The organism is Pseudomonas sp. JS3066, from assembly GCF_036328175.1.
In the GTDB taxonomy this organism is placed as follows: Bacteria; Pseudomonadota; Gammaproteobacteria; order Pseudomonadales; family Pseudomonadaceae; genus Metapseudomonas.
Genome location: NZ_CP143312.1, coordinates 2,093,517 through 2,107,649, shown reverse-complemented (window position 1 = coordinate 2,107,649; position 14,133 = coordinate 2,093,517). Strand labels below are relative to the sequence as shown.

At 63.8% G+C, this 14,133-nt stretch carries 10 protein-coding genes and 1 pseudogene; all 11 read right to left on the bottom strand.

The window, feature by feature from the left end:
• Positions 1–9: 9 nt before the first annotated feature.
• The 11 genes and pseudogenes from SA496_RS09820 to peaA all read right to left on the bottom strand — a co-directional run bounded on the left by SA496_RS09820 (position 10) and on the right by peaA (position 13,812).
• Positions 10–1,197 (bottom strand): acetyl-CoA C-acyltransferase, encoded by a 1,188-nt coding sequence (locus SA496_RS09820; RefSeq protein ID WP_120651396.1) that lies wholly within the window; start codon positions 1,195–1,197, stop codon positions 10–12.
• A 10-nt stretch (positions 1,198–1,207) separates the two neighbouring features.
• Positions 1,208–1,975 (bottom strand): 3-hydroxyacyl-CoA dehydrogenase, encoded by a 768-nt coding sequence (locus SA496_RS09815; protein WP_330115345.1) that lies wholly within the window; start codon positions 1,973–1,975, stop codon positions 1,208–1,210.
• A gap of 19 nt (positions 1,976–1,994) precedes the next feature.
• Positions 1,995–3,614 (bottom strand): acyl-CoA synthetase, encoded by a 1,620-nt coding sequence (locus SA496_RS09810; protein WP_330115344.1) that lies wholly within the window; start codon positions 3,612–3,614, stop codon positions 1,995–1,997.
• 282 nt (positions 3,615–3,896) lie between these two features.
• Complete coding sequence (locus tag SA496_RS29160) at positions 3,897–4,652, bottom strand: methyl-accepting chemotaxis protein (protein WP_371924409.1); 756 nt, start codon at positions 4,650–4,652, stop codon at positions 3,897–3,899.
• 102 nt (positions 4,653–4,754) lie between these two features.
• Positions 4,755–5,867 (bottom strand): annotated as a pseudogene (locus tag SA496_RS29155) (PDC sensor domain-containing protein); the annotation flags it as partial.
• Positions 5,868–6,117: 250 nt separating this feature from the next.
• A complete protein-coding gene (locus tag SA496_RS09800) occupies positions 6,118–7,146 on the bottom strand; it encodes an AraC family transcriptional regulator (RefSeq protein WP_120651400.1) in 1,029 nt (342 codons plus the stop codon).
• Between the two features lie 177 nt (positions 7,147–7,323).
• Positions 7,324–9,024 (bottom strand): AMP-binding protein, encoded by a 1,701-nt coding sequence (locus SA496_RS09795; RefSeq protein WP_153918660.1) that lies wholly within the window; start codon positions 9,022–9,024, stop codon positions 7,324–7,326.
• Positions 9,025–9,263: 239 nt separating this feature from the next.
• Positions 9,264–10,388, bottom strand: coding sequence for a quinohemoprotein amine dehydrogenase subunit beta (gene peaD / locus SA496_RS09790; RefSeq protein WP_330115343.1), 1,125 nt, complete (start codon positions 10,386–10,388; stop codon positions 9,264–9,266).
• Between the two features lie 29 nt (positions 10,389–10,417).
• Positions 10,418–10,741, bottom strand: a complete 324-nt coding sequence (qhpC, locus tag SA496_RS09785) for a quinohemoprotein amine dehydrogenase subunit gamma (RefSeq protein ID WP_028627367.1) — start codon at positions 10,739–10,741, stop codon at positions 10,418–10,420.
• Between the two features lies 1 nt (position 10,742).
• The gene (gene peaB, locus SA496_RS09780; RefSeq protein ID WP_153918655.1) at positions 10,743–12,173 is read right to left on the bottom strand and encodes a quinohemoprotein amine dehydrogenase maturation protein; all 1,431 of its coding nucleotides are present in this window, start codon (positions 12,171–12,173) and stop codon (positions 10,743–10,745) included.
• 73 nt (positions 12,174–12,246) lie between these two features.
• Positions 12,247–13,812, bottom strand: a complete 1,566-nt coding sequence (peaA, locus tag SA496_RS09775; protein ID WP_120651403.1) for a quinohemoprotein amine dehydrogenase subunit alpha — start codon at positions 13,810–13,812, stop codon at positions 12,247–12,249.
• Between the last annotated feature and the right edge of the window lie 321 nt (positions 13,813–14,133).

Sequence of the window (14,133 nt, the reverse complement as noted above, 5' to 3'; positions counted from 1 at the left end):
TCGCTTCCTTCAGCTGATTCGCTCGATGGCCACTGCAGTGGCTTCACCGCCACCGATGCACACCGAAGCCACGCCACGCTTGAGGTCGTATTGGGTCAGCGCATTGAGCAGGGTCACCAGCACCCGCGCCCCGGAGGCGCCAATGGGGTGGCCCAGGGCGCAGGCGCCGCCATGGACGTTGATCTTGTCGTGGGAGATATCGAGGTCGCGCATGGCGACCATGGGCACCACGGCGAAGGCTTCGTTCACTTCGAACAGGTCCACCTCGTTCAGGCTCCAGCCGGTGCGGGTCAGCAGACGCTGGATGGAGCCCACCGGTGCGGTGGTGAACAGGTTCGGCGCCTGGGCGAAGGACGCATGACCCGCGACATGGGCCAGCGGTGTCAGGCCGCGTTTTTCCGCTTCGGACAGGCGCATCAGCAGCAGCGACGCCGCGCCATCGGAAATGGAGCTGGAGTTGGCTGCGGTGACGGTGCCGCCCTCGCGGAATGCCGGCTTGAGGGTAGGAATCTTCTCCAGGCGCGCCTTCGGCGGTTGCTCGTCCTGGCTGATGGTCACCACATCACGGCCGGACTTCGCTTCCACCGGAACGATTTCGGCGGCAAAGCGGCCGTCGGCCATGGCTTTCTGCGCGCGGGTCAGCGAGGCGATGGCGAAGGCGTCCTGCTGCTCGCGGGTGAAGCCATAGGCTTTCGCGCAATCCTCGGCGAAGGTACCCATCAGGCGGCCCTTGTCGTAGGCGTCTTCCAGACCGTCGAGGAACATGTGGTCAAGCACCTTGCCGTGCCCCATGCGGTAGCCGGTGCGGGCACGTTCCAGCAGGTAGGGCGCATTGGACATGCTCTCCATGCCGCCGGCCAGCACCACGTCGGCACTGCCGGCACGCAGCAGGTCGTGGGCCAGCATCACGGTCTTCATGCCCGAGCCGCACATCTTGTTCACCGTGGAACAGACCACGCCCTGTGGCAGGCCCGCGCCAAGAGCGGACTGGCGCGCCGGGGCCTGGCCCTGGCCGGCCTGCAATACGCAGCCCATGATGACCTCGTCCACGGCTTCGCCCTGCACGCCGGCACGCTCCAGCGCGGCACGGTTGGTGGCGGCGCCCAGTTGCGCTGCAGTCATGTCCTTGAAGTCACCGAGGAAGCCGCCCATGGCGGTTCGGACGGCGCTGACGATAACGATGGAATCCCCGTTCATGGCGTTCTCCTTACTTGGCGGTCATGCGAATGGCGCCATCGAGGCGGATGACTTCGCCATTGAGCATGGCGTTCTCGACGATGTGGCGAACCAGCGCGGCGTATTCGGCCGGGCGACCCAGGCGCGGCGGGAACGGCACGGAAGCGCCGAGGGAATCACGCACTTCCTGGGGCATGCCGGCCATCATCGGAGTCTCGAAGATACCGGGAGCGATGCACATCACGCGGATGCCGTGGCGCGCCAGCTCGCGGGCGATTGGCAGGGTCATGCCGACCACGCCGCTCTTCGATGCGGAATAGGCCGCCTGGCCGATCTGCCCATCGAACGCCGCAACCGAGGCGGTGTTGATGATGACACCGCGCTCGCCTTCGGCGTTGGGTTCACCCTGTGCCATGGCCTCTGCGGCCAGACGCAGCATGTTGAAGCTGCCGACGAGGTTGATGCTGATGGTCCGGGCGAAGCTGTCCAGCCCGTGGGCGCCGTTGCGCCCAATGATCTTCTCGGCCGGAGCGACGCCAGCACAATTGACCAGCCCGTGCAGTCCGCCAAAGGCCTCTACAGCGACGGCCACTGCGGCGCGAGCGTCTTCTTCACGGGTGATGTCGGCCTTCACGAAACGGGCGTTGGCGCCCAGTTCTTCGGCGCGGGCGTTGCCGGCGTCGGCATTGATGTCCACCAGCACCACCTTGCCGCCCTGCCCCACCAGCTCACGGGCAGTGGCCAGGCCGAGACCGGAGCTGCCGCCGGTCACCAGGAAAACGGAATTCTCGATACGCACGATTGCTACTCCTCGGGGTTCAGTTGGCGGCGGCCGCCTGGGCCTTGGCGATCTCCTGGTTACGCAGGAGGAAACGCTGGATCTTGCCGCTCGGGGTCTTGGGCAATTCCGCGACGAACTCGATCTCGCGCGGATAGGAATGGGCGGACAGACGCTTTCGCACGTATTGCTGCAGAACGTCGGCCAGTTCGGCATCGGCGTTGTGGCCGGCATGCAGCACGACGAAGGCCTTGACCAGTTCGGTGCGCTCCGGATCGGGTTTGCCAATGACAGCAGCCTCGATCACCGCCGGGTGCTCGATCAGCGCACTTTCCACATCGAATGGACCGACCCGGTAGCCGGAGGTAGTGATCACATCATCAGCACGACCGACGAAGCTGATGCTGCCGTCGTCATTCAGCTCCACGGTGTCACCACTCAGATAGTAGTCACCGACGAACGCCTTGGTGGCCATGCCCTGGTAGCCGGGGAACCAGAACAGCGGCGAGCGCGGCATGTCGAGTGACAGGACGCCGGGCTGGCCGGCAGGCAGTTCGCGATGTTGCTCATCCAGCACCACTACACGGTGGCCGGGCATGGCGAAGCCGGCAGCCCCCAGGCGCACCGGATGTTCCAGGGCGTGATGGTTGCACAGCACCATGCCCAGTTCAGTCTGGCCGTAATGGTCGTGGATGGTGCAGCCCAGGCCCTCGGCGAACCAGCGGATCACTTCCGGGGTCAGGGGCTCACCGGCGCTGCTGACGGCACGCAGGTTGCCTTTGATCGCGGCCTCCACCTCGTCGCGGGCAGCCAGCAGCAGGCGATAGGCCGTGGGCGAGCCGGCCAGGTTGGTTATGCCATGCTCGCGGATGATCCGGCAGGTGCTTTCAACGGTGAAGCCGCCTTCGTAGAAGGTGGTGGCGTGGCCCATGGCGAGAGGACCGGTCACGGCGTAGTAGAGGCCGTACGCCCAGCCCGGATCGGCCAGGTTCCAGAACTTGTCGTCCGGACGCAGATCGACCGCATCACGCATGTAGCTGACGAAGGCGACGATGGCCTTGAGCGGCACGGCTAGTGGTTTCGCCAGGCCGGTGGTGCCAGAGGTGAACATCAGCAAAAACGGATCGGATGCCTTGCGCAGGACCGGTTCGAAGCTGTCCGCCTGGCGTTCCAGCTCAGCCCAGAAGTCGTCGCCGACAGTCAGTACCTGCGGCAGGTCCGCCACCTCATCCAGTTTCGGACGGTTGGCAAGATCGGTGACGACCAGCTTCGAACCTGCCCCCTGCACCCGGTGCTCGATGGCCTTGGGGCCGAACGCGGTGAACAGCGGCTGGTAGACGGCGCCTGCACGCCAGGTACCGAGAATGGTGATCAACAGTTCCGGGGTACGCGGGAGCATGCCTGAAACGCAGTCGCCGGGGCGCACGCCACGGGCATGCAGGAGGTTCGCGAAGCGAGCCGCGGCCTCCTTGAGCTGGGCGAAGGTCCAGGTGGCCTGCTCACCGTTACGCCCCTCCCAGACCAGCGCGACGCGCCCCGGTTCGGCATGGCGGTCGCAGCACTCGACACAGGCATTCAGGGCGTCGAGATCGCCCGCCAGGGTGGCGGAGGCGGCGCTGGCGTAGTCGAACTCGTCGGCAGCGGTGAAGTAATCGCGCATCGGATGGGCTCCCAGGTTGTTTTTGTTGGAGTACCGGGATGGTCGCGCCGAGGACCGATTGCGGCAATGTCGAAAGGCATCAACCTGGATGAGCGGATTTGACAGGATCGCACCAGGTGAAGAAGCACCTTGTGGGAGCGAATTGATTCGCGAAGGGCAGGACTGCGGCCTGCTTGGCGATTGAAATCGCCCCGACAGAAGAGCGGAGCGTTGCTGGCGAGTATGAAGTCGCCGGCGCGCGTCACCCCTCGCCTTCTGGGAGAGGGGTGGGGGTGAGGGAGGTCAGGCGCGGAACTGCGCCATCAGCCCCTGTTGGTGGTTGGCCAGGCGGTTCAGCGCCTGGCTGACCTGGGCGGACTCCTCGGCCTGGCCGGAGAGCGATTCGGTGACGTCGCGGATCGCCGCCACGTTGCGGTTGATCTCCTCGGCCACCGCGCTCTGTTCCTCGGCGGCGCTGGCGATCTGCAGGTTCATGTCGGTGATCACCGTCACCGCTTCGCCGATGCGTTGCAGCGCAGTCACCGCCTGTTCCACCTGCTCGACGCTGCCCTGGGCCTGGCGGTGGCTGCTGTGCATCGAACCGACCACCTCGCGCGTGCCGTTCTGCAGGCCCTCGATCACCTGGCGGATTTCCTCCACCGAGTCCTGGGTGCGCTTGGCCAGGTTGCGCACTTCATCGGCCACCACCGCGAAGCCGCGGCCGGCCTCGCCGGCACGCGCCGCCTCGATGGCCGCGTTGAGCGCCAGCAGGTTGGTCTGCTCGGCGATGGCGCGGATCACTTCCAGCACCGAGCCGATCTGCTCGCTGCTGTTGGCCAGCGCCTGCACCTCTTCCATGGCCGCACTCATTTCGCTGGCCAGTTGCTCGATGGCGCTGGTGGTCTTGCCGATCACGCCGAGGCCTTCCTGGGTGGCGTGGTCGGCCCCCCGCGCGGCTTCGGCGGCCTGGGCGGCGCTGCGGGCGACGTCCTGGGCGGTGGCGCTCATCTCGTTGGAGGCGGTGGCCACCTGGTCCACTTCGCGGTACTGCTGCTGCATGCCGGCGCTGGTCTGGCTGGCGATGGCGGCGGACTGGTCGGCGGTGCTGCGGGCGTCCTGCACCGAGCGTTTCACGTCGGCAATGATCGGCTGCAGCTTGTCGAGGAAGCGGTTGAACCAGCCGGCCAGTTCACCCAGTTCGTCCTGGCGGGCGTAGTCCAGGCGGCGGGTCAGGTCGCCTTCGCCACTGGCGATGTCCTTCAGCATACTGGCCACGCCTAGGATCGGCCGGGTCACGCCACGGGCGGTGAGCCATACCAGCAGCAGGCCGGTGACGGCAGCGGCAATGCCGAACAGCAGTTCCAGCCAGGTGCCCTGGGCATTGCGAGCGTCCAGGTCATTCTGTAGCTCCAGGGCCGGCGCCAGGAGAGTCGGCAGGGGCACGTCCAGCAGTACCGCCCAGGCTTTGGATTCCGGAATCGGCTGCAGCGGCGCGAGTACTTGCAGGTGGTCATTCGCCTGTTGTTCGTGGGCCTTTCCCTCGCGCTGGAGGCCAAGCAGCACGGAGGCTTCGTTCGGGTAGGCCTTGGCCAGGCCCTGGCCGAGCAGGCCGGCGTCTGCGCTATGGCCTGCGAGCAGACCGGCGGGACTGAGGATGCTGATGGCACCCTGGCCCTCATACAAACCCTGGCTACCGGCACTGGCCAGCTGCTGCAGATTGCTCAGACTGATATCCATGCCGACCACCGCGAGCATCTTGCCGTCCTCGATCACCGGGAAGGTGAGCGTGGTGATCAAGGTCTTCTGGCCCGAGGCGTCGTCGAAGTACGGGTCCAGCAGGCAGGGTTTCAGGGTCTGCTTCGGGCAGTTGAACCAGGTATTGAACGGGCTGCCATCGAGCATCGGCGTGGCATCGCTGATCATCACCTCGGTCGGTGCGAGGCTGTTCAGGCTGCCGCCGCGCTGGGCCCAGTAAGTGGAGAAACGGCCCACCTCGTTGCTGCCGAGTTCGGCGCGGTTGGCGTAGAGCGCATCGTTGCCGTCAAGGGCATTCGGCTCGAACACCAGGTAGAGGCTGAGCAGTTGGGGATTGGCCTGCAGCGCTTCCTTCACTTGCTGATGCAGGTCCTCGCGCAGGGCCTGGCTGTCCAATTGCAGTTTCTGCGCCTGGCGCCGCTGCTGCAGTACCTGGCGGGAGAAATTGAGACCGTCCTGATAGGCCGACAGGAAGTATCGCTGGATGGTCAGCGCCTGCACCTTGCCCTCCCCCTCCATGCGCTCGCGGGCCGACGCTTCCAGCATCTGCGCGCTGTTCGCCTTGACCAGCGCGGTGCCCGCACCCATGCGATAGAGCGATATGCCTATCAGCACGGCAACGATGGCCAGCAGGCAGAGGCCGGCCAGCAGGGTGATCTTCCACTGGATGGAAAGTCGGTTGAGGGGCATGGGCAAGGGTCCTGTGTACTTCGAGTCGGCGATTGGGCGCGGACGTCGCGCGCCTTTGAAATAGAGGCAGATAACACCTTCAACTTGAGTCGGGATGGATCAATGAGCGGTACTGGCCCGGTGTCGAACCGGTCCATTTCTTGAAGGCTTTGTAGAAGGCGCTGGTATCGGCGAAACCCAGCTCGAAGGCCAGTTCAGTGAAGTTGCCTTCGCCGTTGTCCAGCCGCGCGATAGCGAGGTCGCGTCGTACCTGGTCCTTCAGCCCCTGGTAGGACTGACCCTCCAGCGAAAGTTTGCGGCGCAGCGTGGAAGGCGCCATGTAGAAGTGGCTGGACAACGCCTCCACATCCGGCCAGCGCTCGGGCTTGATGCTGCGCAGGTAGGCGCGGATGCGCGCCGCCAGGCTCTGCGGGTCGCGGTAGCGCACCAGGATGTTCGCCGGCAAGCCACCGAGGAAGCGTTTGAGGTCGCGGCTGCTGCGGCGTACCGGCAGCTCCAGGCAGTCAGCGTTGAACAGCAGGCGACTCTGCTGGCGGGAGAAGCGCAGGTTGGTGCTGAACATCACCCGGTAGTCCTCGATGTAGTCCGGCACCGCGCAGCGCAGGTCGACACCGAGAATGGGAATGCGCCGCCCCGCCAGCCAGCACATCAGGCCGTGGATCATCAGCCACAAGGTGAAGTAGCTGAACGCACGGCATTGCTGGCCTTCGGGTTCCTCCAGGGTGATCTCCGCCAGGCCCCCGCGACATTCAAGATGAGGCGAGAGGCCGTCGAAGATGAGCTCGAACAGGCGCAGCGACAACTCCAATGCCGCGCCCACCGTGGGCTCCTTCACCGCCGCGCGGGTCATGTAGGCGAAGCTGCCGGACTTCATCCGCCGCGGATTCATGCCGAAGAATTCGTCGTCCATGGTCTGCGCGATCAGCAGCCAGAGCGCTCCATAGAGTTGCGAAGACACGCGTCCATAGGGCTTGGCCAGCAGCTCGGCGGGGATGCCGGCCTGGTGCAGCAGCCCCGAATCGTCGAAGCCCCGCTGGCGCAATTCCAGCAGGGCTTCGTGAACCAGGCGGACTGAGATGGTGCCTTTCTCGGCAGACGTGCCTGTCATGGTCTCCCTTGGTGCTGATTTCCGGCGATGCAGCATTGTAGGGGCTTTACCTGTGGGGGCGAATTCATTCGCCAAGGGCAGCGCAGCTGCCCCATGGGGTTCCGAATGGCAGGACTGTGTCCCGCTTGGCGAAAGAACTCGCACCTACAAAAGAGCGAAGAGTTCTGCCCAACGGCCCTACCGAATCGCCGTCACCTTGCCGTCCTTCGTCGGGGTCAGTTCCTCGATGCTGATCTCGCGCATGCGGAACTTCTGGATCTTGCCGGTCACTGTCATCGGGAAGGCATCCACGAAGCGGAAGAAGCGCGGCACCTTGAAGTGGGCGATACGCTCCTTGGCCCAGGCACGCAGCTCGTCTTCGGTGGCGGTGTGGCCGGGGTGGAACTTGATCCAGGCAACGATCTCCTCTCCGTACTTGCTGCAGGGAATGCCGATCACCTGCACGTCGGCCACCGCCGGGTGGGTGAAGAAGAACTCCTCCAGCTCGCGGGGGTAAACGTTCTCGCCACCGCGAATGATCATGTCCTTGCTGCGGCCAACGATGCAGACGTAGCCATTCTCATCCATGGAGGCGAGGTCGCCGGTGTGCATCCAGCGACCCGGATCAATGGAATCGGTGGTTGCCTGCGGGTTGTTCCAGTAGCCCAGCATCACGCTGTAGCCACGGGTGCAGAGTTCGCCGATGGTGCCGCGCGGAACGATCCTGCCCTCGGCGTCGACGATCTTGCTCTCCAGGTGCGGCTGGGTGCGGCCGACGGTGGTAACCCGCAGTTCCAGCTCGTCATCCGGGCCGGTCTGCAAGGACACCGGGCTGGTCTCGGTCATGCCGTAGGCGATCTGCACTTCGCTCATGTGCATCTCGTTGATCACCCGGCGCATCACTTCGATCGGGCAGGTGGCGCCGGCCATGATGCCGGTACGCAAGCTGGAAAGGTCGAACTCGTCACGCTGCGGATGATCCAGTTCGGCGATGAACATGGTCGGCACGCCATAGAGCGCAGTGGCCTTCTCCTCTGCCACGGCACGCAGGGTGGTCAGCGGGTCGAAAGCGTCACCCGGGTAGATCATGGTGGAGCCGTGGGTCACGCAGCCCAGGTTGCCCATCACCATGCCGAAGCAGTGGTACAGCGGCACCGGGATCACCAGGCGATCCTGCTCGGTCAGGCCAAGGCTCTCGCCGACCATGTAGCCGTTATTGAGAATGTTGTAGTGACTGAGGGTGGCGCCTTTCGGGAATCCGGTGGTGCCGGAGGTGTACTGGATGTTGATCGGGTCATCGAACTGCAGGCTGGCCTGACGCTCGGCCAGGGTCTGGTCACTCACCTCGCCCGCCTTCTGCTGAAGTGCAGCCCAGGGCAGGAATGCAGACGGTGGGTTAGCGGCCAGGCTGACCACGCCGCGCAGTTCCGGAAGGCGCTCGCAATTCAGACTGCCCGGCTCGGCAGCGGCCAGTTCCGGCACCAGGCCGAGGAACATGGCGTGGTAATCGGACGTCTTGAAGGCATCTGCGCAGATCACCCAGCGGCAGCCGGATTGCTTGAGCGCGTACTCCAGCTCGCTGCTGCGGTAGGCCGGGTTGATATTGACCAGGATGGCGCCGATCTTGGCGCTGGCAAACTGGGTGATGCACCACTCGGCGCAGTTGGGCGCCCAGATCCCTAAACGGTCGCCACTGTTCAGGCCCAGCGCGAGCAATGCGCGGGCGTGGCGATCCACTGCCTCGGCCAATTCCTTCCAGCAGTAGCGCAGGCCCTGATGCCTGACTACCAGCGCCTCGCGCTCGGGGAACTGGGCAACGGTGGCATCGAATGCCGCGCCTATGGTCATGGCGAGCAGGTCTTTGTCCTGCCTCCCCCGGGTGTAGCTCTGGTGATTCATGGCTTTCCCTTCTTGTCTTTGTGCTGGGATCGACTCAGATCAACTGGCCTCCAACTACGGCAGAGAGGCCGGGCACGTACTGGGCTTTATTTACCTTTACGTAAACGTAAAGGTAAATAAAGCCGGTTTTCCTGTCTAGTGACTCATTGGTCGGATATGGGTTCGGTCGTCGGGCACCGATGGTCAGGCCTTGACCATTCTGTGGGAGCGAATTAATTCGCTCCCACAAGGTCTGGCCCTTACCTCACGAATACCTGCGTCGTGGTGATCGCCATGTCGCCACCCGGCAGCTTGATGTTCTTGATCTTCTCCAGGCTATCCGGATCGAACACCGCGATGTCATTGAAGGTGCCCGCCAGGTAGAGCTTGGTGCCCTTGGTATTGAAGGCGACGCAGTAATAGGAGTGATCCAGGTTCGCAGCCTTGATCAGCTTCTGCTCCTTGATGTCGTACTTGGCCAGGCGGTTGAGCACGCCGAACATCTGGTTCGGGTCCTTCGGCGAACGCAGTCCGGTGAAGTACAGCTCGGTCAGCGGCGCGAAATCCTGGACGGTGGCCTTGCCGGTCTTCAGGTCGATGCTGACGAAGCCATAGATGAAGTCGGCGGAGGCCAGGTCCTGTTTCTCGTCCTTGAACTTGGCCGTGGTGTAGAGCATCGAGAACTCGTGGAGCGGTGTCTGGTGCGGCCAGAAGTACAGGACGTCCGGCGCGCTGTAGAGCGGGCGCTGCCAGTTGCGGCCGGGTACCGCCACCTCGTACTTGCCGGTCTTCACATCCATCTTGTAGATGTCCGGCCCGGCGACGAACAGCGAGCCATCATCTGCGGCGCGCATCAGGTAGACCTGGCGCGGCATCGGGAAGCTGCGCACGGGCTTGGCATCCAGGCCGTCGCTGGTGCGGAAGACCTCCAGGCGCGGCTGCTTGACCACGTAGTGGTCGCTCATCATCTGGGTCGGGTTGACCGTGGTGTAGAGCTCCTTGCCATCGGGGCTGAGCGCGAAGGAGAACATCGAGCGCACCTTCTCGCCCGGATTGCGCGACAGCTTGGCGTGGAACACGGTCTTGCAGCCGTCCAGGTCGATGCCGTACAGGTCACCGAAGTGGTTGTTGAGGATGAACGCGGTCTTTTTGTCCGGCGCCATCATCGCGGTGCCGGGGCCAAAGGCGTCGGGCAGGCGACAGGTCTTGTACAGGCTGTCGCTGGCCAGATCGACCACGTGCAGGTTGTTCGGGTAGTTGGTGGCGATCATGTATTCATGACCGGACTTCAGTGCCGGGCCTGCTTCATCCGCGGCCCAGGCACTGGTGCCCAGTGCGAGTCCGGCGACAGCGGTCGCCAGGCTGGCGATGGCTTTGAGTTTCATGTGGTTTCCCCTCTTGTTCTTGTCGCCGGTCATTTGTCTTTCGGGAATACGGTGCCGAGGTTGCGCCAGTCCTCTTGCGAGTTGGTCGCCTGGGCGTTCCAGTCCTGGTAGGTGCTCATCATGTCGGGCACCTGGGCCGGCCACCAGCAAGGGTCGGAGCAGCCGTAGAGGTCCGCTTCCATCGGCTGGCAGAGCGAGGCGACGCCGCCGAAGGCGTCCACTTCCCAACCCGGGTCAGTGGTGGCGGTACAACCGGCCACCGCACTCATGGCCATGACTTCTTCGATGCGATCTTCGGCTGCGGCTTTTTCGAGCATTTGCGCTTTGTTGTTGAGCGGCTTCAGATGTTTCATGTCAGTGCGCCTTCCGCGGGGAGATGTAGCTGCTGATGAAGGCCGGATTGACGGCCATGATGCGGCTGTAGACTTCGATGCCGAAGTCCACCCAGTCGCGCATCAGCTCGCAGTAGTGATAGGTCGGATGAGTGGGGTCGCCGTAACGGGCATAGCTCTCGTGGTAGCAGCCGCCGGAGCACAGGTTGCGGATGCGGCAGGTGTCGCAGCCGGTGCCGCTGCGGTCCAGGCGCTGGGAGAGGAAATCGTTCAGCTCGACCTGTTTCACGCCACTGTGCACGTTGCCGAAGGTCGGCAGGCTGGAACCGGTAAAGCGGTGGCAGAGGTTCAGCTCGCCCTTGTGGTCCACCGCCAGCATTTTCAGGCCAGCACCGCAAGGCAGCGCCTTCTTGTGGCCCTCGTGGATGTCGGTGATCAACTGGTGCAGGTTGGAGAAACCGATGTTGCGGTGCTCCAACGCCGCCTCCAGGTAGCGACGACCGAGGGCCTTCATGTTGGCGAAGACCTCCACCAGTTCTTCACTGGTCAGGTTGTAGTTCGCCATGTCGCCGGAGGTGACCGGAGCGAAACCGACTTCGGCGAAACCGAGTTCGTTGAACAGGTGGTTCCAGATGGTCTCGACGTCGGTAATGCCACGGGTCAGGGTCACCCGCGCGCCCACCGGGCGGCTGCGATAGCGCGACAACAGCAGATCCACCTTGCGCCGTACCACGTCATAGGTACCCTGCCCGCCCACGGTGATGCGATTGCGGTCGTGCACCGTCTTCGGCCCATCGATGCTCACCGACAACCCGAAGCGATGCTTGTTGAGGTAGTCAATGATCTCTTCGGTGAGCAGCGTGGCGTTGGTGGTCATGATGAACTCCACCTGCTTGCCAGCCTCGGCGAATCGACGCTCGCAGTAGTCCACCATGTGCTCGATCAGCGGCCGGTTGGACAGCGGCTCACCGCCGAAGAAGACCACGCTGTAGCGCTCCTCGTCGGGCGACTCCTTGAGCAGCATTTCCACCGAAGCCTCGGCGGTTTCCGCGCCCATCTTCTTGCCGGCGGAAGGCTTGTCGAGGTCTTCCTTGTAGCAGTAGGTGCAGCTCAGGTTGCAGCCGGTGTTGACGTTCAGCACCACGGTGTTGAGCGCGGTGCGCTCCACCTTGCTGATGCCGATTTCCGGCGTCAGCGGCGAGCCGTCGCTAACCACTTCCAGCGCGATCAGCTCGCGCAGGGTTTCATCGATGTCCTGCCCGGCGAAACGCCCGGCCAGGCGTTGCACCAGATCCTCGGACGAACAGCTCTGCTGGCGCAGCGCGTCGATGATGCCGCCGGTGATTTCGTCGGCGGCGAACAGCGAACTGCTCGGGATGTGGAACAGCATGCGGTCGGCATCCACCCGCACTTCGTGCAGGTTGCGTTCGACCAGATTCAAGATTGCGCCCATGGCGACCTCCCGGAAATTTGCCCAATCGTCGTTGCGAATCCGGGCGGGACGAACCCGCCCGAGCCACTGCCGGCTACGGCAGCGGCGGGTTGTTCCAGCGCTGTACGGTGACGATCAGGTGGCCTTCGCCCTTCTGGCCGCCTTCTTCCAGCTCGGCGATCACCTTCAGGTTGCCAGCGTTGTTGGTCATCATCTTGCGCTCCGGGTTCGGACCGGCGCCGCCAGGGATGAACACACCGTCCTTCTGCATTACGCCGGCGAACTTCACGTCCTCGTCTTCCTTGGCGCGCTCGTCGAAAGGCTCCACCGACCATTTCGCCGGCAGGTAGCCGATGCGGTAGGGCTTGCCGTCGGCGCCCTTGCCCCAGGCCTCGGCCTCGAAACGGCCCTGAACCTTGGGCGTGGAGCCGCCGTTCTCACCCACGCGGGCGATGGAGAACTCGGGCACCACTTTCACTTCGGCGATGTCCTTGTAGACGGCCAACTCGACGCCATTGAGCTTGCCCAGTGCCACGCTGCGCACGCCAGGTGCCGCATCGGCTGCGGCCTTGACCTTGACGCGAAGCTGTTTCGGGGTGACTTCCAGCACCTTCACCACTTCGACACCGGCACCCAGGTCCGGAGTACCGGAAAGGCCACTGCCCACCAAGGTCAGTTCCGCTTCGCTGCCAGCCTTGATGAAGGCGGGCTGCACGGCCAGCAGCTTGGCACTGCCTTCCTTGGCGGCGCTGAAGTCCAGGCCACGCTCATCATGCTCGGCCTCGAACATGCGACCTTTCATCTCGCCGTTCAGGGCAGCGAATACCTGGCGCAGGTTGGTCTCGCCAACCTTCACGTTGCCGCGCCACTCGTAGCCGTTGTAGAGAATGGCCGAGCCACTGCCGTTGAACGGCGTGCCGTCGGCGTACTGGCCTTTCACCTCGACCTTGAAGGTGTCGCCTTCATCGGCGGTCACGGTCATCACGCCGCGCACATCACCCTTGGTCAGCATATGGCCGCTGAAGCTCCACTGCCCCGGCAGGGCATCAGCCTTGGGCTTGGCCTTTTGCCAGTCGGCCCAGGCCTTGTCTTCAAGCGGGAATCGCTTGGCCAGTTCCGGCACCATTTCCTTGAGGGCGAGGTCCAGCCAGTCACGATCGCGGGACTGGGCCTGGTACTCGAGGGACGGCCATTGGCCGAGGTGGAAGTTGACCAGGTGTTCCCACTCCTTGGCCGGGCGGCGCTGCAAGGCGACGCGGGCACCCGAGTGGCAGCGACCGCAGGTCTGACTCAGCTGGTCGTCGAACTTTTCAACCGTGTTCAGCCGACGCTCCATGGCGTAGCGCACACCCTCGGTCTCGCTCGGCGCCAGGCCTTGCTTGTCGGCCAGGTACTTGACCAGGGTGCGGCGGTCATCGTCGCTGATCTTGAGGCCGTGCATCACCTGCATGCGCGCGATGCTCATCAGCCAGCCCTCTGGGGTCTTGCGCTGGTGGCTGATGCGACTGTAGGAATCGTTGCCTTCGGGGATATGGCAACCCATGCACTTGGACTTGAGGAGGGCAGGACCCTCCTCCGCTGCATGGGCCTGGGCGAACATCAGGGACGCCATGGCCAGTGCCAGGGTGCCCGCGTGCTGCCGGAGTCGAGTCGTCTTCAAGGTCAGACCTCCACGGTGTTGTTCTTATGATTTGCACCCCACGGCGGAGCGGGTGCAGTTGTCACGGCAAATACATAATGTGTGCCATGCCAATGAAAGTCCTTTTATAACAACGATTTAGCCTTAAAAATCAGGCTTGGCGGGAATGCTGACGGTGGACCCCGGCGTCTAATTTCGCGACAGACTGTTCCACGCTGAGACTGCACCACGCAGCATCCAGTAAAGGTAGACACTGCGACTGTTCCAGGCCCGTCTCAGCGAGTCTCAAAGTGCAACAGCGAGGCTTTCGACGACGATCGAATAACACCATTAAATTCTTTT